This is a genomic window from Dorea phocaeensis, assembly GCF_900240315.1.
GTDB classification, from domain to species: domain Bacteria; phylum Bacillota; class Clostridia; order Lachnospirales; family Lachnospiraceae; genus Dorea_B; species Dorea_B phocaeensis.
The window spans coordinates 1-21,813 of record NZ_OEPZ01000001.1; the positions used below are offsets into that span (position 1 = coordinate 1).

Sequence of the window (21,813 nt, forward strand, 5' to 3'; positions counted from 1 at the left end):
GTAGGAGGTGCAGTATGGATACACCTATCGACAGAGCAGAGCACCTAGAGTTTGCGAAGCGAATGGAAGATGAGCATAAGCGCATTAACCACAGACTGACAGACTTGGAAGAAACCGTCCGGCAGATTGGGGAACTGACTACCAGTGTACATAGCTTAGCGCAGAGCGTGGAGCAGTTGGTTAAGTCGCAGAACCGGCAAGAGAGTCGGTTGGAAGAACTGGAAAGCAGGGACGGGGACACCTGGCGCAAGGTGAAGTGGTATTTATTAACATTGGCGATCGGAGCGGTATTTGGATTAGCAGCTTCGCAGATCGGGGTTTAGAAAGGAGAGATAGCATGTTTAAAAATTGTGTATTAAAAGTATCCGTGGATACAAAGAAATGGTTAAAAGCGGCAGGAATCCGTGCGGTTAAGACTATGGCACAGACAGCGGTGGCGGTGATCGGAACAGGGGCGGTCATTTCCGCGGTGGATTGGAAGATGGTATTATCCGCATCGGTGGTGGCCGGTGTGGTAAGCATCTTAACAAGTGTAGCAGGCATTCCAGAGGTTGAGGGCGAGTGATCGTCCTCTTTTTCATTGTGTGATATCGCACGGAAAGGAGACGCATATGAGTATGAATGGAATTGATATCAGCAATCATCAGGCAGGTTTGGATTTATCTATAGTGCCTTGTGACTTTGTGATCTGTAAGGCGACGGAAGGAACGACGTTCGTAGACCGCTATTGTGATGGATTTGTGCAGCAGGCGATTGCGCTGGGGAAGCCATTTGGAGTCTATCACTTTGCTTCAGGGAAAAGTTCGGGGAGAGCAGAAGCAGAGTTCTTTTACAATAATATTAAAGGCTATGTTGGAAAAGGGATCCTCGTTCTAGACTGGGAAGGGTCTGCTGTGAACCGTGGTGTAGGATATGCGAAGGAATTTTTAGACCGGCTCTATGAGCTTACCGGAGTAAAGGCATTATTGTATACCTATAATAATTGTGTTAACAGTTACGACTGGTCCTCTGTGGTAGCGGCAGACTACGGATTGTGGATTGCTGGGTATTATGCAGGATATCAGACAATGGGATACAATCCGAACGCACCGCTGAAAGGTGGGACCGGCGCGTGGATCGGCGCGGCAATGTATCAGTATACTTCTTCCGGTAGATTGCCTGGATATGGCGGAAACCTGGATCTTGATGTATTTTACGGAGACCGGGAGGCATGGAACCGATATGCAAGTCCAGGACAGGTAGCCGGGGGCTGGGTGAAGGATGAAAAAGGCTGGTGGTACAAGCGGGCAGCCGGAAGCTATCCACGCAATGAATGGCTGCACTTGGACAGCTGGTACTGGTTTGATGCGGAAGGCTATGCCGTTACGGGCTGGCAGTTGATTGGCGGTCGCTGGTATTATTTTAATGCTGATTGCAGGATGCTGACAGGCTGGCGTTTGATTGATGACCATTGGTATTACTTGAGCAGCAATGGAGACATGTTAACCGGCTGGCAGCTGATCAGTGGCAAATGGTATTACCTGACGCCGGAGAAACAGAAGGATGAAGATCATCCACATGGGTCTATGCAAAGCGGATTTGTAGAAGACGGAGGCCGGTACACCTATTACTGTATTCCAAAGGGAGAAGGATCGCCAGAAGGGGCTATGATCACTGGCTGGAAACAAATCGACGGGGATTGGTATTATCTGAACGAAGGGAAAGAGTGTCAGCCTCTTGGCAGTTTAATGAGAAATCATTGGCTTGGGAAGTATTATTGCAAAGATGACGGCAAGATGGCCAAGGACGAGACGCTTGAGATCGGCGGGAAGAAGTACGTATTTGACCAGGATGGAAGAGTAATATAAAAAAGTTCCCGGCAGCCTAAAACTGTCGGGAGCACTAAAGAAATTGTACTAAGAAGTTATCCCCAAACCCAGTCACCAGAGTAAGGTCAATTCCTTCCTCTTCAAAATACCCTTCCTCAATAGCAACATACATAGGAGCGTAGAAGATAGAGTGTGCCACTTCGTTTAAGGTGACCTTTACTGGTTTGGAAGCTGTTTCTTCTTTTTTTGTATCTGTTGTGGAAGTTGTTTCCTTTGATTCTTCTTTGGAAGTGCAGGCAAGCAGAGAGGCTGCTGCCATGGCGAGAATGAGAGTGATAGAAATGATACGCTTTTTCATAGAATCCTCCTTCAATTTTACTGCTATCAGTATATGTAGAAGGAGGATTCTGGTGCGTGATTAAAAAGTCAGGAGAGATTTATGGACGGCACCGATCGCAGGGATCCATGTCCTGATTTATCAATTCGTCTCTGGAGCCGGTAAATTCTTTTTTGTTTTTGGGCTTCATGTCTTTTACACTGGAACAATCCGGCTTGTGGAATTTATGAGTGTTTTTATTAATGATATAGGTGTCTTTCGTGGTTTCTTTTGGCGTCTCAGATTTATTGGTTTCCTTTGATTCGGCAGCAGTGTCTGTCTTATGGCTTTCTCCTGTTGCATAGTCAATTTCAATTCCGGGCTGTGCATTGTAGCAATACACGTTGAAAGTAACGCCTTTTCCATTATCTTCCAGGGATTTGGCTTCCATTTGCACACCACTGGCAACCAGGTTTTCACTTTCGTAAATAGGTGTGACGCGGTATAAGACATGGTTGTCAGTTTCGGAGACGTAATCGGCAATTTCATTTTCAAATGGAAGCATACCTTCCACATTCAGATACCTTGTACCGGTAATTAGATTCTCCTCGTTTGCATTTTCACCGGTCAGCTGATAACCGATTAGATGGCAGCGGTTGTAGAGATAGTTCCCATCCACCAGTCCGTTGTACTTAACGGTATGCCAGCCGGAGGGCTTAACCTGACCGATGGAACCACGCTCCTCGGTAGGCATTAAATCGGTTCCAACGCAGGCAGTGGCGGTACCGCAGCGTCCAAGTGTATCCAGTTCGCTGTAAGATTCATAGGAGTTAGTGTCTAACTCTTCTTCAGTAAATTCCGGTTCATTGTCGTTGATTTCTATGTAAGGTTCTCCGGAATATTCTGGAACTTCTTCTACAGAGGCTGCGGAAATGTCGGAAGCAGGGGTATCGGAATCTGTGGAAACGCCAGAAGTAGCGGTCGTGTCAGATTTATCTGTGGTATTGCCGCATGCCGTGGTGAAAGTAGCAGCAACAAGAAGAAGCAGGATATAGAAGTGTTGTTTTATTCGTTTCATAAATACCTCCAATGTGTTTTTGTTATTTTGATATCGCTTTATTGTTTCTAGTGTCATAATCATTTATATTATAGCGAATTCCATCAAATTGTCTATTTAAAAAAATGGAGATAAAGGCAGAAAAATGCCGGAGTTCCAGCAAGGAAAACTCCGGCAGTATGTGTGATTAACACATCACAATAATCTTTCGTGGTGTTGTCTGGGGCGGGATACTTCTGGTTGTGGCAGTGTAGTAAACCAGGAGATTGTGCCCGCCTGGATTGCAGGTGAAACGCTGACCGTTGGCAGTAACGATTTCTGTGCCCATTCCGATATTCAGCTGAAGAGAACCGTCGGATGCTTCCAGATCATTCCCAAAGAAGCTGGCATAGATAGTTTCATTTTGATTCCTCCGGCTGATAATCTCCGCTTGATATCTAGGAGGATAGATCAGGGGGATTGGGAGAGAGGCGTCATAGAATGCCGTGATTGGCATACCGTTTTGCAGACGGATTTGACCGGGGATATAGGTGCCGGCACCTATAATAAAGTTGTGAATACCATCGGAGTTACGGATGGTAACCTGTTGTTCGCAGCAATCTTCGCTGAATCCCTGGATATTTTGGATGATACCGCTTATAGGAACCAAATTTTGAGTAGGCATAGGAACACACTCCGTTTTTGATTAGTATATGCGGAATTATTTGGTGTGTTCTTCCGGTTTGATGTTAGCGGCTTTTGCGCAGGGCGGAAGAAAATGATAGAGCTCTTCGTAAGATTCTAATTCTGCTATAGATATAGGCTCTGATGGAATCAGGCCGGTACAGTCCTGAGAGGAAGCAGCGTTAGAGAGATAGTCATATGCGTCTATGATTTTCTGATTTTCTTTGTCTTTCATGGATGAGTACCTCCGTAATTGTCAAAAATATATTTGAAAGTATGATTTGGTTATTGATTATGAAAATAGAATGTGTAGAAAAAGAAGCGGGTATACTGTATAATATTTCCAGAAAGGAATGTGTTTTGAAAATACCAAAGCTACAAAAGGAAAAGAGAAAGAAGGAATTTGTTATGAAGATAGAGATTGACACTCATTCCCATACGCTGGCTAGCGGTCACGCTTACAATACCATTCGGGAGATGGCGCAGGCAGCATCTGAAAAAGGGTTGAAAGCGCTGGCGATTACCGAGCATGCACCGAAGATGCCGGGAAGCAGCCATCTGTATTATTTTCAAAATTTAAAGGTAGTTCCTAGACGGATGTATGGGATTGATCTGCTGCTGGGTTCAGAGCTGAATATCTTAAATGAGAAAGGAGAAGTAGATCTGCCTCAGGACGTACTGTCAACGCTTGATCTTACGATTGCCAGCATGCACATGCCTTGTTATGAAGGTTCAAGAGATAAGGAGAGAGTGACAGAGGCCTATCTGACAGTGATGGAGAATCCATATGTGGATATTATCGGACATCCGGATGACGGGCGGTTTCCAGTGGATTTTGAGGCATTGGCAAAACAGGCGAAGCGGACGGGAACACTCTTGGAAGTAAATAATGCGTCTTTGAATCCAACAGGATTTCGGAAGAATACGAAACAAAACTGTCTGGAAATGTTAAGAATCTGCAAAAAGTGCGGCGTCATGGTAGTGTTGAGCTCAGACTCTCATGTGGATACAGACATTGCAAGGTATCCTTATGTGGAGGAAGTACTCAGAGAAACAGATTTTCCGGAAGAACTGATTGCCAATACTTCTTTTGATAAATTTCAAAGGATTTTGAAGCGAAACTTGAACGGAGCGTCAAAAGGAGAGAAAAAACTATAGACTTTATGAATTTAGTGTGTTAAAATACTGATAGTGATTTTGTTTCGGAGGAGATAATAATATGAGTAAAAAAATAAGAACGGAATCCGTAGACTATCTTTTTAGTGCTATATTAAGTCTGAAAGATAAAGAAGAATGCTATACATTTTTCGAGGATATTTGTACGATCAATGAGTTGTTGTCACTTTCACAGAGATTTGAGGTTGCCAAGATGCTGAGAGAGCACAGAACTTATTTGGAGATTGCGGAGAAAACGGGGGCGTCTACCGCGACAATCAGCAGGGTGAATCGGTCGCTGAATTATGGAAATGACGGTTATGATATGGTATTTGAGAGAATTAATGATAACATAGAGTAATCATAGAACAAAATATTGAGAGGACAGGCTGTCTGGAATATATTCCAGACGGTCTTTTTCTTTATCCTATTTTAACAGGATTAGCATTGTTATTATCCCTATATTTATCTGTTTGAGTTTATGCTTGAGATAGGGAGGAAGAGAAGATGATGCATATGATGGGCAGGATTCATAAGATAGAAAGAAAATTTAATGCAAAAGCAGAGAGGCTGGCATATCGCCATCCATTTTGGTCCTTTTTAATGGTGTTTGTAGGAATGCCGGTATTTGTGCTGGCGGCTGTTTGCATCGGAACGGTGTTGATTGTATTTCCAACGGCATTTCTATTCGGATAGAATGATGATTAATATATCCACATTAACAGAATCTTTATGCAGTCTTAATATCGTCATAGACTTACTTATACGTTCTTTATTTTCTTTATAGCATAATTAAGAAGCTATAAAGAGATGTTAAGGAAGGATGTATTATGAATTTTCGGAATGGGAAAAAGCTGACATCATTTCAGGTAATTGTATACGGCTTTGCGCTGGTAATATTAACGGGAAGTCTGTTTCTGATGCTTCCGATGGCGACAAGAGACGGGCAGGGGGCCTCGTTTTTGGATGCAATCTTTACATCAACATCGGCGGTGTGTGTAACCGGGTTGGTAGTACATGATACAGCGACATACTGGAGCGCATTTGGACAGACGGTTATTATTCTGCTGATTCAGATTGGCGGAATGGGTGTGGTGACAGTGGCAGCTGCAGTGACAATGGTATCAGGGCGGAAGATCGGACTGATGCAGAGAAGCACTATGCAGGAGGCGATTGCAGCGCCAAAGATGGGAGGAATTGTCCGGCTGACGGGGTTTGTGCTAAAGGCGACGCTGGTGATTGAGTTAATAGGAGCAGCAGCCATGTCTCAGGTGTTCGTTAAGGAATACGGGTTGGTGAAAGGAATCGGATATTCCTTGTTCCATTCGATTTCGGCATTCTGTAATGCAGGATTTGATTTGATGGGAGAGAAAGAAGCCTTCTCTTCACTGATTTCTTATCAAAACAATCCAGTTATTAATATTACGATTATGCTTCTGATTATTATTGGTGGAATTGGTTTCCTGACATGGGATGATATTCGTACGAATCGATTCCATTTTCATAAATACCGGATGCAGAGTAAGGTAATTCTTACAATGACGAGTATATTGCTCCTGCTTCCGGCACTGTACTTTTTCTTTTTTGAATTTGCAGATATTCCGGCGGGCGAGAGAGTATGGGTGTCATTATTTCAGTCGGTGACACCAAGAACAGCAGGTTTTAATACGGCTGATCTGACACTGTTAAGTGAGGTCGGTCAGATGATTATGATTCTTTTGATGCTGACCGGTGGCGCGCCGGGATCTACGGCCGGCGGTATGAAGGTAACTACGGCAGCGGTACTGTTGAAGTCGGCACAGGCGGTGTTCTGCAGAAGTCAGGATACTCATTTTTTTCGGCGAAGAATTCCATCTGAAGTGGTTCGACATGCGGCAACGGTATTTTTAATGTATCAGATGCTGTTTTTGGCAGGAGGGCTGGTGATCAGTAAACTGGAAGGCCTTCCAGTGATTACATGTCTGTTTGAGACGGCGTCGGCAATCGGTACGGTAGGTTTATCCCTTGGTGTGACGCCGGGACTTGGTATGATCTCAAGATTTATTTTAATAACGCTGATGTTCTTCGGAAGAGTAGGCGGTCTGACATTGGTATTTGCAACCTTATCTGGTACGCATCCACAGATATCAAAACTTCCGGAGGAAAAAATTACGGTGGGATAGAGGAGAAAGAAATTATGAAGTCAATACTGTTAATAGGAGTAGGAAGATTTGGAAAACATATTGCATTAAAATTAGGGGAACTGAATCATCAGGTCATGGTAGTGGACAAACAAGAGGAGCGGATTAACGCTATTCTTCCATTTGTGACAAACGCGCAGATTGGGGATAGTACCAATGAGGAGTTTCTGCAGTCTCTTGGAATACGTAATTATGATGTCTGTATTGTGGCAATAGGAAATGATTTCCAAAGTTCCCTGGAAACCACCTCTTTGTTAAAAGAAATGGGAGCGAAAATGGTGGTTTCCAGGGCAGCAAGGGATGTACAGGCAAAGTTTCTATTAAGGAACGGGGCCGATGACATTGTGTATCCAGAAAAACAAGTGGCGAACTGGACGGCAATCCGTTACAGCGCCGATCATATTCTAGACTACATTGAACTAAGCAGCAATTATGCCATTTTTGAAGTTACCATTCCGAAGAATTGGATCGGGAAGACAGTAGGGGAAATTGATATTCGTAATAAGTACAGTATTACGATTATGGCGGTAAAGAAAGAAGGAAAAATGGATCTTACCGTTTCTTCTTCAACAGAGTTTGAGACGGACGAAACAATGCTGGTACTGGGACGATATCAGGATGTTAAAAAATGTTTCCACATATAGAAAAAGAGGTGTTAGGCATGCAGGAACTCTTATTAATTCTGTCATTAATCGGTTTCGCGGTATATGGCTATCGTTTGATGGGAAAGGTTGACTGTTTTGTGGAGGAGAATCAAGAAAGAACACAGGATGACAATCGGAAGGAAGATGTGTTATAATTTTCCAAAATAAAAGCGGCATCTGTAGGGGGAAGAACCATGGAAAGAACGGGAGCTCTAAAAATATATTTTGGCTATGCAGAGGGCGTTGGAAAGACCCAGGCTATGCTGCAGGAAGCGCGGGATGCAAAGACACGCGGTAAAGATGTAGCGGCAGGCTGTATTGAGATTAGGAGACATGAGGGAACCCAGGAATTACTCCAGGGACTGGAAGTGATTGGTTCTATGAAAATGGCGGGACAAGAACCGGATGGCGGAGATCTCGATTTGGATCAGATTCTGGAGCGAAGACCACAGATTTTTCTGGTGGATGATCTTGCTCATGTCAATGCAGAAGGGAGCAGGCATGCCAGGCGCTATCAGGACGTGAAGGAACTTTTGGCCGCAGGAATAGAAGTTTGGACAACGCTTAATGTTCAAGAATTGGAAAGCCTGAACGATGTGGTAGTATCTATTGCGGGGCGTGAAACGCCGGAGCGGATTCCAGATGAGATCTTTGAACTGGCACAGGAGGTTGTGCTGGTAGATTGTGAGCCAAGCCGGTTGATGAAGCGTGTCAGCGATAATGATATCTGTGGAGTAGGACAAAGGAGATATGGAGGAGCAGATTTTTATACGATTGAGAAATTGACTTCCTTTCGGGAAATTGCCATGCTTCGGTGCGCGGACCGTTTGGATAAGAGGCGTAGACAGGAAGAACTGGATAGAGGGAAAAACACGATAGGGAAAGATCATATTTTGGTGTGTCTATCTTCATCACCTTCCAATGCAAGAATTATCCGTATAGCTTCGAGGATGGCAGAGGCCTATCATGCATCGTTAACTGCGCTGTTTGTGGAGACGACAGATTATCCTGCATGGCCGGAAAAGGATAAGGAACGGCTGAGGTTTAATATCCATCTTGCAGAACAACTGGGAGCAACGGTTGAGACGGTTCATGGAGAGGATGTCCCTTATCAGATTATTGAATTTGCACGGATGTCAGGAGTGTCTAAGGTAGTAGTCGGAAGAAGCAGAAAGGGGAAAAGGACGCTGTTTCGTCAACCTCTTTTGACGGAGGAATTGATTCAGAAGGCGCCAAATCTGGGCGTTTATATTATTCCGGATTATGTTCAGGAATCTTACCATGAGAAACGGAGCCTGCAGCGAACGAACCTGATCGTTTCTTTGAGAGACATAGGAATCAGTGTGCTGGTATTGCTCTTGACAACGCTTTTGGGATTTGGATTTGCTGGATGGGGGTTCAGTGAGGCAAATATTATTACCATTTATATCCTAGGAGTACTGGTGATTTCGGTAATCACGTCAGGAAGAGCGTACAGTATTGTGGCATCGGCAGTAAGCGTACTGGTATTTAATTTCTTTTTTACCGATCCAAAGCTTACCTTCCGGGCATACGATAAGAGTTATCCAGTGACATTTTTAGTAATGTTTTTGGCGTCTTTTATTACAGGATCGCTGGCTACGAAGATGAAGAATCATGCAAAGCAGGCGGCACAGGCAGCATTTCGTACGCAGACGTTATTTGACACGAATCAGCTTCTACAGCAGGCAGAAGGGAAAGAAGAGATCATAGAAGCTGCCGCAGGACAGATTAAGAAACTACTTGGGATGGATGTGATCGTATATCCGGCAGAGAATGGAGAATTGCAAAATCCTCAAATCTTTCCGGTGGCAGAGCGGTTAAAGGATCCGGCTTGTGTTTCAAAAGAAGAAGCAGAGGTGGCTGAATGGGTGTATCGGAATAACAGGCATGCAGGAGCCACAACGGACACCTGGTCTCATGCGAAATGTCTCTATCTCGCGATCCGTGTCAATGCGCATGTATATGGCGTAGTAGGAATTACAGTCGGCGAGGAAGAGCTGGATTCGTTTGAACACAGTGTTCTGCTTTCTAATTTGGGGGAGTGTGCACTTGCTCTTGAAAATGATCAGAATGCCAGGGAGAAGGAAGAAGCTGCAGTCATGGCAAAAAATGAGCAGCTTAGAGCCAACATTCTGCGGGCGATTTCGCACGATCTGCGAACGCCGCTTACATCGATTTCTGGAAATGCAAGTAATTTAGTGTCTAACAGTGAAAGTTTCACCGAAGAAATGAAGCAGGCGATTTATAAGGATATTTATGAAGATTCCATGTGGCTGATTGATTTGGTGGAAAATCTGCTTGCTATCAGTAAAATTGATGAAGGGCGCTTAAATATCCAAAAGTCTTCAGAATTGATGGATGAGGTTATTTCCGAGGCGCTTCGGTATTTGGAACGCAGGAAACGGGGACATATTATAGAAGTACATAGTACAGAAGAATTTTTGCTTGCAAAGATTGATGCAAGATTGATTGTGCAGGTGATTATTAATTTGGTAGATAATGCCATTAAATATACTCCGGAAGGGTCTGTGATCCGAATTTTGACAAAGAAGCAGGGAAAAGAAGTGATTGTCCGGATAGAAGACGACGGACCGGGTATTTCTGATGAGGCCAAGAACCATATTTTTGAAATGTTTTATACAGGCGGCAATCAGGCAGTAGACGGCAGGAGAAGTTTGGGATTGGGGCTTGCGCTGTGCCAGTCTATTATCAATGCCCATGGAGGAGAGATCAGTGTGTCGGATGTCAAACCGCATGGAACCGCATTTACATTTACATTACCGGCAGGGGAGGTAGAATTACATGAATAAAGCATCAATACTGGTTGTAGAGGATGACGCGCCAGTTAGAAATTTGATTACGACAACATTGAAAACCCATGAATATCGTTATCTTACGGCAACTACAGGAGAAACGGCAATTATGGAAGCATCCTGCCATAATCCGGATATCATTCTTTTGGATTTGGGGCTTCCGGATATGGACGGCGTTGAGGTGATTCAAAGGATCAGAACTTGGTCTAACTTGCCGATTATTGTGATCAGCGCCAGAAGTGAGGACTCGGATAAGATTGCAGCGTTGGATGCCGGAGCAGATGATTATCTAACAAAACCATTTTCAGTGGAAGAACTGCTGGCAAGGCTTCGGGCTACACAGAGGAGGCTGTCGGTGGTTCAGAATGAATATTTGACGGTAGATTCTGTTTTTACCAATGGAGAATTGCGGGTGGACTATGCGGCAGGCTGTGCATATCTGGGAGAAGAAGAACTGCATCTGACTCCAATCGAGTATAAATTATTATGTCTGCTTTCCAAAAATGTAGGAAAGGTATTGACTCATACCTTTATTACACAGAAAATTTGGGGCAGCAGTTGGGACAATGATATTGCATCTCTCCGGGTATTTATGGCGACGCTTCGTAAAAAGTTGGAGAATAGGCCAGATTCTCCGCAGTATATTCAAACCCATATTGGCGTAGGATATCGAATGGTTAAGATTGGGTAAGAGATTTTAAATTTTGATAATGAAAACACTATGTATGAAACATCAGGTTTGTCGCGTACAAGAAATATGCGCGGCAGACCGGGTGTTTTTTTATTCTGATAGTATCGTAGGTTAAGTCGCTTTATTAGCTTCGTTTATGCAATTTTAATGTACCCTTTGTTTTTCATAACACTACTTTTATTTCAAAGATGATAAAGTGTGGTATGCAATGAAGAAAGGAGATGGATAACAATGATGGATATCCTTATGATTTTGATACTGGTTCTTTGTTTTGGCAGTATCAAGATACTAACTGACTGGTGCAACAGGCAGATTCGAACGCCGGGCAGACCGGAAAGAGAGAATGAGAACAAGGTGGAGGGAAGATAAATGGCACAGATCATAGTAACACTTGCTCTGTATCTGGTATTAGTAATTCCAATGGGAACCTATTTATATCATATAGCGGCAGGAGAAAAAACCTTTGCAGACCCAGTATTTAACCGTGTGGATAATGCCATCTATAAGGTTTGTCGAATTACGCGGGAGGGAATGAACTGGAAACAATATACATTACATCTTTTGATGACCAATGCGGTAATGGTGGGAGTAGGATATCTGGTACTTCGACTCCAAAGTGTATTGCTGGCGAATCCGAATCAGATTGAGGGAATGGAACCAACCCTTTCTTTTAATACGATCATCAGCTTTATGACCAATACCAATCTGCAGCATTACTCCGGTGAGTCAGGACTTTCTTATCTAAGCCAGATGCTGGTTATCATTTTTATGATGTTTACATCAGCAGCAACCGGATATGCAGCCTGCATGGCATTCTGTAGAGGATTGGCAGGAAAGAGAAAGGATGTCGGGAACTTTTACGAAGATGTGGTACGAATTGTAACCAGAGTACTGGTTCCAATTTCAATTATCGGAGGACTGCTTTTGATCTGGCAGGGAGTTCCAGAGACCTTTCAGGCAAATCAGACAATTGAAACGATAGAAGGGAAATTGCAGGATTTGGCTATGGGACCGGTAGCGGCGCTTGAGATTATCAAACATTTGGGAACTAACGGAGGCGGATTTTTCGGAGCTAACTCGACAACCCCGTTTGAAAATCCAACGATTATTACGAATTTGATTGAACTGTATTCCATGATGATTCTTCCGGGCGCATGCGTAATTGTATTTGGAAAAATGACGAGAAAGCGGAAGAAAGAAGAAGGTCGGCAGAAACGCTGCATCTTTGGAAATCAGGGACGAACTATTTTTGCAGCCATGTCCATTTTATTCCTGGTGGGCTTAACTTTATGTTTCTTCTCAGAAAGTGCAGGCAATCCTGTGATGGAAGCTGCAGGCGTCAGCCAGAGTATGGGAAGCATGGAAGGAAAGGAAGTCCGGTTTGGCGTTGCCCAGTCGGCGCTCTTTACTACGACTACTACATCCTTTACAACAGGAACCGTTAATAATATGCACGATACGTTGACGCCTCTTGGAGGAATGGTTCCTCTTCTGCACATGATGCTTAACTGTGTATTCGGCGGAAAGGGCGTAGGATTAATGAATATGATTATGTATGTGATTCTTGCAGTCTTCCTTTGCGGGCTTATGATCGGCCGGACACCGGAGTATCTAGGGAAGAAAATTGAAGGAAAAGAAATGAAGCTGGTAGCGTTGGTACTGATCATTCATCCGCTTCTAATCCTTGGTTTCTCCGCATTGGCAGTAGCGACAAGCGGTGGCTTGGCTGGGATTACCAACGAGGGATTCCATGGACTGACACAGGTATTGTATGAATTTGCATCATCCGCAGCGAATAATGGTTCTGGCTTTGAGGGACTGGCAGATAATACATATTTCTGGAATATTACGACGGGGCTTGCCATGTTCTTTGGCCGTTATGTGGCGATCGTTGCACAATTGGCAATTGCAGGAAGTCTGCTTGCGAAGAAGCGGGTCAATGAGACGGTAGGTACACTTCGAACGGATAATACAATATTCGTAATTATACTGGTTGCAGTGGTATATATTTTCGCAGCGCTGACGTTCTTCCCAGCGCTTGCATTAGGACCAATTGCAGAACACTTGACGCTATGGATGTCATAGAGAAAGGTCCAATTAAATGGGAAGATTGTTTCGTGAAGAAAGGATATAGATAGAGATGGCAAGACAAGAAAAAAGGACAAAATTTATTACACAGGACATTCTGAAAAGCTCACTGATCGGAGCTTTTCAGAAGCTGGATCCGCGATATATGGTGAAAAATCCAGTAATGTTCGTGGTGGAGGTTGGATTCGCAGTTGCGTTGCTGTTAACTATCGCACCGACTCTGTTTGGAGATGAAAGCTCACTTCGTATTTATAATGGAATTGTGGCGTTTATTCTATTTGTGACAGTGTTGTTTGCGAATTTTGCAGAGTCGGTGGCCGAAGGAAGAGGAAAGGCACAGGCAGAGACGTTAAAGAAGACAAAAAAGGATACTATGGCGACATTGCTTGCAAAGGATGGAACAGAAAAAGTAATTCACGCATCTGAATTAAAAAAGGGAGATGTCGTAATCGTACGAACCGGAGAAATGATTCCAAATGACGGCGAGGTCATCGAGGGAATTGCATCTGTAGACGAATCGGCCATTACCGGGGAGTCAGCGCCGGTGACGAGAGAGGCAGGAGGCGACTTTTCTTCCGTAACAGGTGGAACAACGGTGGTTAGCGACTGGCTGAAAGTTCGAATTACTTCTGAGCCGGGACAATCCTTCCTGGACCGAATGATTTCTCTGGTTGAAGGGGCGTCTAGACAGAAGACGCCAAATGAGATTGCGCTTGGAATTCTTCTAATCAGTCTGACTATAATCTTTATGATTGTGGTGGTAACCCTTTACTTTTTTGCCGGATATTCAGGGGCCAAGATTCCGATTGCAACGATGATTGCGCTTTTGGTCTGCCTGATTCCTACTACGATTGGAGGATTGCTGTCTGCGATTGGAATTGCAGGAATGGATCGAGTGACAAGATTTAATGTTATCGCCATGTCAGGGAAAGCAGTAGAGGCCTGCGGCGATGTAGATACCATGATTTTAGATAAGACGGGAACTATTACTTACGGAAACCGGCTGGCGGCAGATTTCCGTCCAGTAGAAGGAAAATCAAAAGAAGATCTGATAGATTACAGTGTAATGACTTCTCTGTGTGATACAACGCCAGAGGGAAAATCGGTGGTAGAACTTGGCAGAACTTTGGGAACCCGAATCGGAGATGGAGCGAAGGATCAGATGGAATTCGTAGAATTTACAGCGCAGACCAAGATGAGCGGAGTGAATCTTGCAGATGGAACACAGGTGAGAAAAGGAGCCAGTGAGGCAATTCAAGAGTATGTGAGGGCAAAAGGCGGTCAGATCCCGAAAGATTTAAACGGAATCGTATCAGAGATTTCTACGTTAGGGGGAACTCCTTTGGTCGTATGCGTCGAGGGGAAAATTTACGGTGTAATCTACCTGAAGGATACGGTGAAACCAGGACTAAGAGAACGATTTGAAAGGCTGCGGGAAATCGGAATTAAGACGATTATGTGTACAGGAGATAATCCGCTGACGGCAGCAACCATTGCAAAAGAAGCCGGTGTGGATGGGTTCATTGCAGAATGTAAGCCAGAAGATAAGATTACTGAGATTCAGAAAGAGCAGGCAGAAGGTAAGATTGTTGCCATGACGGGCGATGGAACCAACGATGCGCCAGCGCTGGCACAGGCAGATGTAGGTTTGGCAATGAATAGTGGGACGACGGCAGCCAAAGAGGCGGCAAATATGGTCGATCTGGATTCTGATCCGACAAAGATTCTTGAAGTGGTAGAGATAGGAAAGCAGCTGTTGATTACCAGAGGCTCATTGACAACCTTTAGTATTGCCAATGATGTGGCTAAATATTTTGCTATTATTCCGGCTATGTTTACAATGGTGATTCCGCAGATGGAGATTTTGAACATTATGCATCTGTCTACGCCGTTCAGCGCTATTTTATCGGCTTTGATCTTTAACGCAGTGATTATTCCGTGCCTGATACCGATTGCGATGCGCGGTGTGAAGTATAAACCGATGCGTTCGGAGAAGATGCTGATAAAAAATATCGGAATCTATGGACTTGGCGGTATCATCGTTCCGTTTATTGGAATTAAACTGATTGATCTGATTGTGACGCCGTTTTTGGCAATGATTGGATTATAAGATAGGAGAAGAGAATCATGAAGAATATGAAGGTTTATTTAAAACGTGCGCTGGTGATTACCCTGGCATTGCTGTTGATTTGTGGAATTGTATATCCGCTGGCTTTAACGGCTCTTGGAAAGATCTTTTTTCCGGGTCAGGCAGAAGGAAGCCTTGTCAAAGTGGGGGACAAGGTGGTTGGATCTGAACTGATCGGACAGCAGTTTGAAGGGGAACAGTATTTTCAGGGACGCCTTTCTGCGGTTAATTACAATACCTATACAGAGAAAGAAAAGGAAGAGGGCGACTATGGAGGTGTAGCTTCCGGTTCTTACAATCAGGCGCCAACAAGTGAAGAATTAAAGGAGAGAACCAGTCAGGCTGCCGCCGATTTTAAAAAGCGTTACAAGGATGCGACCGGAGAAGAATTCACAGGAGAGATTCCGGCTGATCTTGTGACAGCATCAGGTTCTGGATTGGATCCGGATATCAGTCCAGAATCAGCAAAGATACAGATCCCGATTGTAGCGGCAAATTCCGGACTGTCCGAGGAAGAAGTAGCACAGATTGTAGAAGATCACACTAGTCGGAAAGTGCTTGGAATCTTTGGAGAAGAACGGGTGAATGTACTGAAATGTAATTTGGACATTGCGGAACTTACCGAAGAAGCGCTGCCGTAAGTAATTCTGAAGGAGGACAAGGATGAGTAGGAAGGACAAAGGAAAGCTGTCAATCTTTTTGGGATATGCAGCAGGCGTCGGGAAGACTTATGAAATGCTGGAAACCGCCCATTCTCTGAAAAAAGAGGGGGTGGATGTTGTGGCCGGTTATATTGAGCCCCATGATCGTCCACAGACCAGCGCCAAGATGGAAGGGCTGGAGATTCTTCCTTATCAAAAGGTGGAGTACAAGGGAATTAAACTCAGGGAAATGGACTTGGACGCTGTGTTAATCCGCCATCCACAGGTAGTGCTGGTAGACGAATTGGCTCATACCAATACGCCGGGAATGCGTCATCAGAAGAGATATGAAGATATTGAAGAAATACTGAATGCAGGGATAGATGTATATACTACTGTTAATATTCAGCATTTGGAGAGTTTAAACGATGTAGTAGGGAAAGTTTCTGGAATTCATGTCAGGGAAACAATTCCTGATGAAATCTTTGATCTGGCAGATCAGGTGAAGCTGATTGATATTGAGCCGGATGAACTGATTGGACGGATGAAAGAGGGCAAAATTTATAAAGCTGCACAGGCAGAACGGGCTCTTCAGAATTTTTTCGCCAGAAATAAGCTGATTCTTTTGAGGGAGATTGCTCTTCGGAGAATGGTAGACCGGGTAAACCGATTGGCAGTACGGGAGCAGGAGAAGGATCGAAGTCGGATAAGAAAAGAACAGTATCAGGGAGAACACATTCTGACTTGTATTTCTCCTTCTCCGAGCTGTAGTAGAGTCATTCGAAGTGCGTCTAGGCTGGCATACGCCTTTCAGGCAAACTTGACAGCTATTTATGTTGAAACGCCTCAGCTGCAAAGTGGGGATGAGTCAGTGAGACGTTGGAGAGATGAGAATATTCGGCTTGCAAAGGCATTGGGAGCAAAGATCATTACGGTCTTCGGCGAAGATGTGGCATATCAGATTGCAGAATATGCAAGGGTCAGCGGCGTATCGAAGATTGTGCTTGGCCGAACCAATCACAGAATTTGGCTTGGACAGAAGAAGGGCACGCTGACAGATCAGATCAGCGAGTATATTCCCGATATGGATATCTATATTATTCCTGATGGCGGACGGCAAAAAGAATCCCACGGCAAATGTAAGGATCGGTTTGGAAGAGGAGTCGGAAGTTCTTTAGTACGGACGTCAGGTGCGCCAACAGAAAGTCTAGGGTGGGAACTCATTAAAGAAGTAGGAATTTTGGCAGGAGCAACACTTATTGGGATGGGGATGAGGCAATATGGATTTTTGGATGCAGACATTATTATGATCTATCTGCTGGGAATTCTTATACTATCGCTGTGGACGTCCAGACAGTTTGTCTCAGTGTCAGCTGCGCTGGCAAGCGTATTGTTGTTTGATCTTCTGTTTGTTGATCCGTTGTATAGTTTTGCAATTCATTTAAAAGGCTATACGGCTACATTTTTAATTATGCTGTCGTTTTCGTTGATCATTTCGACGATTATTTCTACGGGAAGAAAGCAGGCAAGAGAAAGCACTAAACAGATGTACCGCACACAGCTTCTGCTGGATAACAGCCGTCGGATGCGAAGAGTAGACACAGTGAAAGGATTGCTTTTGGAATTAAGTGGGCAAATATTGAAACTTATGAATCTTCCGGTTGTCTTTTTTACCATTCAGGAAGAAAAAATGGCAGGACCGTGGCTGTTCCCGCGAACTGGAATGACTAAGGAAGAACTGCGTAAGATGGTGGATGACCAGGAACGGGCTGTGGCAGAATGGGTGGTGGCAAACGGGAAGAGAGCCGGCTGCTGTACACATACGCTTCCAGGTGCAAAGGCCATGTATTTGCCAATTAAGACCAGTGACAAAACTTACGCTGTTATGGGAATTGTATTAGAAGAAAGAAGAGAGATTCCAGCGTTTGAATATGGGCTTTTAACAGCAATGGTTAATGAAGCGGCGCTGGTATTTGCAAGAATTTTGAAAGAGAAAGAAAAATAGGGTGTCGCAAAACCATCAAATTGGAGGGTTGAGAGGCACCCTCACTCTTTTTTCTTGACATCAAAATACCCCCAAGCAAGTTTTATATTTTAATGTCCTGCTTGGGGGAGGTATATCATTTTGCAACAGTCCCTTTTTTCTTCTTATTCTCATGCTCCGGTTCGGGAAGCTCGTCGATTAATTTTTCGATGATCTGCTTTTTGACGTAGACATCAAAGCTTAAGTTGCAGATAAAGGCAAAGAGCTGAAGGTATTCTCGATCCTCTTCCGGGATATCAGCGAAGGCTTCCATGGCAGACTGATAGGAGCCGGAAATATCTTTCTGAAGTGATTCGATCCGGGATTTTTCCAACTGGCAGATCTCTTCATAAATCTGGGGTAACTGAAGGTCTTCATCTGTATCAAAATATTTTTCAGTTATGGGCGCCAGCACCGTCTCAATGTCCTTGATAGATAAAAAGTTTTTAAAATAATAGATAAAGATCATGATTAGTACATGTTCTTTGGAATACTTTTTCTTAACCGGCGGTGGAAGAAGATGGTTCTTGGCATAATTGTTGATCATGGTTTTGGTCAGAATCTTATCTTCTTCGTGGCGTCTGGTGGAACGGAACTGTTCTTCCATAAATGTAGTAACTTGATCCATATAAAGCCCGATATTCGGGATGTTTTTCGGTCTCACGTAGTCAATTCGTGATAAACTAGCTAAAATGCTGTTTAGCATGTCATTTGTGTCAATTTTCATAATAGTTCACCTCAATATAACCATTATATAGTTTTTAAAACTATATGACAAGGATTTTTTCCTGGAATTTGTTTGGGGAAGGGTTCTCTTCCTTGGCGGATGGAAATTATGCGGTTGCACATCTGTTCGAAAGCCATTATAATAAAAACAGATTTTTGAAGGGGAGTAGGAGAAAAGATGAAAGCTTCTGTATTATGTTACAATCTGAAAGGTACCAAAAAAGGAAAGCAGATCGCGATGATCTTTGGGTTTCTTGGATATAAGATTCGGCACGTAGAGAAGGAGGAATATGGACTTCCATTGAAGGCTCTTGCCGGAATGGGGGAAGTTCAAGAACAAGCAAGTGGTTCCGTTGACGGATTTTCGGAAGAGATGCTGGTGATGAATCCGGTTGGGGAGACTATGCTTGATAAGGCATTATTTCTGATGCGAAAAGAAAAAGTTCAGATAGGATTAAAAGCTGTGCTTACGGAGACGAATCAGGAGTGGAATTCCCTGGAACTTTACGAAGAGATTAAGAAGGAACATGAGTATATGCAGAAAAATGCAGCAGAAAGGAAAGAATAAATTTGAGTATATATGATACGTTAAATGAACAACAAAGCGAGGCGGTGCTTCATACAGAAGGGCCGCTTTTGATTCTGGCGGGAGCAGGATCAGGAAAGACTAGGGTGTTGACCCATAGGATTGCCTATTTGATCGAGGAAAAGGGCGTAAATCCCTGGAATATTCTGGCTATTACTTTTACCAATAAGGCAGCTGGAGAGATGAGGGAACGAGTAGATCAGTTGGTAGGATTTGGATCAGAAAGTATCTGGGTCAGTACCTTCCATTCTACTTGTGTCCGAATTTTAAGAAGACATATTGATCTTCTAGGGTATGATACGAATTTTACAATCTATGACGCAGATGATCAGAAGACGCTGATGAAGGATGTATGTAAGCTTTTGAATATTGATACGAAGGTATACAAAGAACGTTCTTTGTTAAATGCCATTTCCCATGCGAAGGATGAGCTGGTAACACCGGAAGAGTTCCTTTTGCAGGCGGGAGGAGATTTTAGCCAGAAGAAGATTGCGGAAGTTTATGCAGAATATGAAAAGCAGTTAAGAGCCAACAATGCGCTTGACTTTGACGATCTGCTGGTGAAAACGGTACAGCTGTTCCAGACGCAAAAAGATGTGTTGGAATATTATCAGGAACGGTTTCGCTATATTATGGTGGATGAGTACCAGGATACCAATACGGTTCAATTTGAACTGATCCGTCTGCTTGCGTCCAAATATCGGAATCTCTGTGTAGTAGGTGATGACGATCAGTCCATCTATAAGTTCCGCGGAGCGAATATTAAGAATATCCTGAATTTTGAACAGGTTTTCGAGGATGCCAAAGTGATTAAGCTGGAACAGAATTATCGTTCTACCGGCAATATTTTAAATGCGGCGAATACGGTGATCCGCAACAACATGGGAAGAAAGGACAAGACACTTTGGACGGATAAAGGGGAAGGGGAGAAGATTTCCCTTCGTCAGTTTGATTCTGCCTATGATGAGGCAGAGTATATTGTAGATGAGATTCGGAAAAATGTGGCAAAAGGCGATGTGACCTACCACGATCATGCCATCCTTTATCGGACGAACGCACAGTCCCGTATGTTTGAAGAAAAATTTGTGACGGCAAATATCCCTTATAAGATTGTTGGCGGTGTCAACTTCTATGCAAGGCGAGAAATCAAAGATTTACTGGCTTATTTAAAAACCGTGGATAATGGAAAAGATGATCTGGCCGTACGGAGAATTATCAATATTCCAAAGCGTGGAATTGGTCTTACCAGCACGAACCGGGTACAGGAATACGCATCCAGGCATGAGATTGGATTCTATGATGCGCTGTGCGGCGTGGACTTGATTCCGGATATCGGAAGGGGAGCTTCAAAGCTAGAGTCTTTTGTAGCGTTGATTGAACATTTTAAAACAGATGCGAAGGATTTAAGCTTGTCTGATCTGATGCAGGAAATTATCGAGGAGACTGGTTATGTAGAGAGCCTTCGTGCAGATGAGGGGGAAGAGGCTGATGCCAGAATTGAAAATATCGATGAGTTATTAAGCAAGATCGCAGCTTATGAGGAAACCTGCGAGGAGCAGAATGAACCGGCGACATTAAGCGGATTTTTGGAAGAGGTAGCATTGGTGGCGGATATTGACAGTTTGGATGAGGACAGTGATTATGTGATACTGATGACGCTTCACAGTGCGAAGGGACTGGAGTTCCCTCATGTCTATTTGGCTGGTATGGAAGATGGTATTTTTCCAAGTTATATGACGGTGACGGCAGACGATCCGGAGGAAATGGAAGAGGAGCGACGCCTCTGCTATGTCGGAATTACCAGAGCAGAAGAAGAGTTAACATTAACCTGTGCAAGGAGAAGAATGATCCGGGGAGAGACCCAGTATAATAAAATGTCCCGGTTTATCAAAGAGATTCCAAGAGAACTGTTATCCACAGGAGCCGTCTTTGAGAAGGAAAAGGAAGAGCCGGTAAAACAGGCAGCATATCTGCAGGCGAGACAGGCTTTCCGGAAGCAGGCGTTTACTGCGCCGAAGCCGGTGCGCCAATTTGGAAATCCAGGCGGCGACGGACCGGGATACGGAGTCGGAGACCGGGTACGCCATATGAAATTCGGAGAAGGAACGGTTACGGCGCTTACAGAAGGTGGAAGAGATTATGAGGTTACGGTGGACTTTGATACCGCAGGGACGAAGAAGATGTTCGCTGCTTTTGCAAAATTAAAGAAGCTTTAAAAAGTGTTTTGGAAAATATTTTTACATAAAAATATAGTAATATGAAAAAGATAGTGT

The 21,813-nt window shown here is 43.9% G+C and carries 23 protein-coding genes; 18 read left to right on the forward strand and 5 right to left on the reverse strand.

The window, feature by feature from the left end; genetic code table 11:
• Positions 1–14 precede the first annotated feature (14 nt).
• Genes C0979_RS00005 through C0979_RS00015 form a run of 3 tightly spaced genes read left to right on the forward strand, consistent with a single transcriptional unit; the run spans position 15 to position 1,847 of the window.
• Positions 15–323, forward strand: coding sequence for a hypothetical protein (locus C0979_RS00005; protein ID WP_101694031.1), 309 nt, complete (start codon positions 15–17; stop codon positions 321–323).
• A gap of 14 nt (positions 324–337) precedes the next feature.
• Positions 338–565 carry a holin gene (locus C0979_RS00010; protein ID WP_101694032.1) on the forward strand — a complete coding sequence of 76 codons (228 nt, stop codon included), beginning with the start codon at positions 338–340 and terminating at the stop codon, positions 563–565.
• Positions 566–611: 46 nt separating this feature from the next.
• Positions 612–1,847 carry a GH25 family lysozyme gene (locus C0979_RS00015; protein WP_101694033.1) on the forward strand — a complete coding sequence of 412 codons (1,236 nt, stop codon included), beginning with the start codon at positions 612–614 and terminating at the stop codon, positions 1,845–1,847.
• 34 nt (positions 1,848–1,881) lie between these two features.
• Here C0979_RS00015 and C0979_RS00020 read toward each other — a convergent pair whose 3' ends face one another.
• The 4 genes from C0979_RS00020 to C0979_RS00035 form a co-directional block, all read right to left on the reverse strand.
• A complete protein-coding gene (locus C0979_RS00020; protein ID WP_101694034.1) occupies positions 1,882–2,166 on the reverse strand; it encodes an ABC transporter substrate-binding protein in 285 nt (94 codons plus the stop codon).
• Between the two features lie 79 nt (positions 2,167–2,245).
• Positions 2,246–3,202 (reverse strand): DNA/RNA non-specific endonuclease, encoded by a 957-nt coding sequence (locus C0979_RS00025; protein ID WP_101694035.1) that lies wholly within the window; start codon positions 3,200–3,202, stop codon positions 2,246–2,248.
• 166 nt (positions 3,203–3,368) lie between these two features.
• Positions 3,369–3,845 carry a hypothetical protein gene (locus C0979_RS00030; protein WP_101694036.1) on the reverse strand — a complete coding sequence of 159 codons (477 nt, stop codon included), beginning with the start codon at positions 3,843–3,845 and terminating at the stop codon, positions 3,369–3,371.
• Between the two features lie 36 nt (positions 3,846–3,881).
• Positions 3,882–4,079 carry a hypothetical protein gene (locus tag C0979_RS00035; RefSeq protein WP_101694037.1) on the reverse strand — a complete coding sequence of 66 codons (198 nt, stop codon included), beginning with the start codon at positions 4,077–4,079 and terminating at the stop codon, positions 3,882–3,884.
• Between the two features lie 173 nt (positions 4,080–4,252).
• On the opposite strand from C0979_RS00035, the gene C0979_RS00040 reads away from it, so the two are divergent.
• The 13 genes from C0979_RS00040 (at position 4,253) to C0979_RS00090 (ending at position 18,210) form a co-directional block, all read left to right on the forward strand.
• Complete coding sequence (locus C0979_RS00040) at positions 4,253–5,002, forward strand: phosphatase (RefSeq protein WP_101694736.1); 750 nt, start codon at positions 4,253–4,255, stop codon at positions 5,000–5,002.
• Positions 5,003–5,063: 61 nt separating this feature from the next.
• Positions 5,064–5,360, forward strand: coding sequence for a YerC/YecD family TrpR-related protein (locus C0979_RS00045; protein ID WP_101694038.1), 297 nt, complete (start codon positions 5,064–5,066; stop codon positions 5,358–5,360).
• A 146-nt stretch (positions 5,361–5,506) separates the two neighbouring features.
• Positions 5,507–5,695: a hypothetical protein gene (locus tag C0979_RS00050; protein WP_101694039.1), complete on the forward strand. Its 189-nt coding sequence runs from the start codon at positions 5,507–5,509 to the stop codon at positions 5,693–5,695.
• 134 nt (positions 5,696–5,829) lie between these two features.
• Positions 5,830–7,161, forward strand: a complete 1,332-nt coding sequence (locus tag C0979_RS00055) for a TrkH family potassium uptake protein (protein ID WP_101694040.1) — start codon at positions 5,830–5,832, stop codon at positions 7,159–7,161.
• Between the two features lie 14 nt (positions 7,162–7,175).
• Positions 7,176–7,823, forward strand: a complete 648-nt coding sequence (locus C0979_RS00060; protein WP_101694041.1) for a potassium channel family protein — start codon at positions 7,176–7,178, stop codon at positions 7,821–7,823.
• On the forward strand, positions 7,808–7,978 hold the full coding sequence (locus C0979_RS11820) for a hypothetical protein (protein WP_159459837.1): 171 nt from the start codon (positions 7,808–7,810) through the stop codon (positions 7,976–7,978). The genes C0979_RS00060 and C0979_RS11820 overlap by 16 nt, the downstream gene beginning before the upstream one ends.
• Positions 7,979–8,017: 39 nt before the next feature.
• Positions 8,018–10,654 carry an ATP-binding protein gene (locus tag C0979_RS00065; RefSeq protein ID WP_101694042.1) on the forward strand — a complete coding sequence of 879 codons (2,637 nt, stop codon included), beginning with the start codon at positions 8,018–8,020 and terminating at the stop codon, positions 10,652–10,654.
• Complete coding sequence (locus C0979_RS00070; RefSeq protein WP_101694043.1) at positions 10,647–11,348, forward strand: response regulator; 702 nt, start codon at positions 10,647–10,649, stop codon at positions 11,346–11,348. The genes C0979_RS00065 and C0979_RS00070 overlap by 8 nt, the downstream gene beginning before the upstream one ends.
• 231 nt (positions 11,349–11,579) lie before the next feature.
• Positions 11,580–11,717: a hypothetical protein gene (locus tag C0979_RS11825; RefSeq protein ID WP_173814321.1), complete on the forward strand. Its 138-nt coding sequence runs from the start codon at positions 11,580–11,582 to the stop codon at positions 11,715–11,717.
• Entirely contained in the window at positions 11,718–13,433 is a 1,716-nt protein-coding gene (gene kdpA / locus C0979_RS00075; protein WP_101694044.1) for a potassium-transporting ATPase subunit KdpA, read from the forward strand.
• A 55-nt stretch (positions 13,434–13,488) separates the two neighbouring features.
• Entirely contained in the window at positions 13,489–15,546 is a 2,058-nt protein-coding gene (gene kdpB / locus C0979_RS00080; protein WP_101694045.1) for a potassium-transporting ATPase subunit KdpB, read from the forward strand.
• A 17-nt stretch (positions 15,547–15,563) separates the two neighbouring features.
• Positions 15,564–16,205, forward strand: coding sequence for a potassium-transporting ATPase subunit KdpC (gene kdpC, locus C0979_RS00085; protein ID WP_101694046.1), 642 nt, complete (start codon positions 15,564–15,566; stop codon positions 16,203–16,205).
• A 22-nt stretch (positions 16,206–16,227) separates the two neighbouring features.
• Positions 16,228–18,210, forward strand: a complete 1,983-nt coding sequence (locus tag C0979_RS00090) for a DUF4118 domain-containing protein (RefSeq protein WP_101694047.1) — start codon at positions 16,228–16,230, stop codon at positions 18,208–18,210.
• A gap of 115 nt (positions 18,211–18,325) precedes the next feature.
• Here the strand turns inward: C0979_RS00090 and C0979_RS00095 are convergent, their stop codons facing one another.
• Positions 18,326–18,955: a DUF1836 domain-containing protein gene (locus C0979_RS00095; RefSeq protein ID WP_101694048.1), complete on the reverse strand. Its 630-nt coding sequence runs from the start codon at positions 18,953–18,955 to the stop codon at positions 18,326–18,328.
• Between the two features lie 177 nt (positions 18,956–19,132).
• Here C0979_RS00095 and C0979_RS00100 point away from each other — a divergent pair, with 177 nt between their 5' ends.
• Positions 19,133–19,522, forward strand: a complete 390-nt coding sequence (locus tag C0979_RS00100) for a DUF3783 domain-containing protein (RefSeq protein ID WP_101694049.1) — start codon at positions 19,133–19,135, stop codon at positions 19,520–19,522.
• A 2-nt stretch (positions 19,523–19,524) separates the two neighbouring features.
• Positions 19,525–21,756, forward strand: coding sequence for a DNA helicase PcrA (gene pcrA, locus C0979_RS00105; protein WP_101694050.1), 2,232 nt, complete (start codon positions 19,525–19,527; stop codon positions 21,754–21,756).
• Positions 21,757–21,813: the final 57 nt, after the last annotated feature.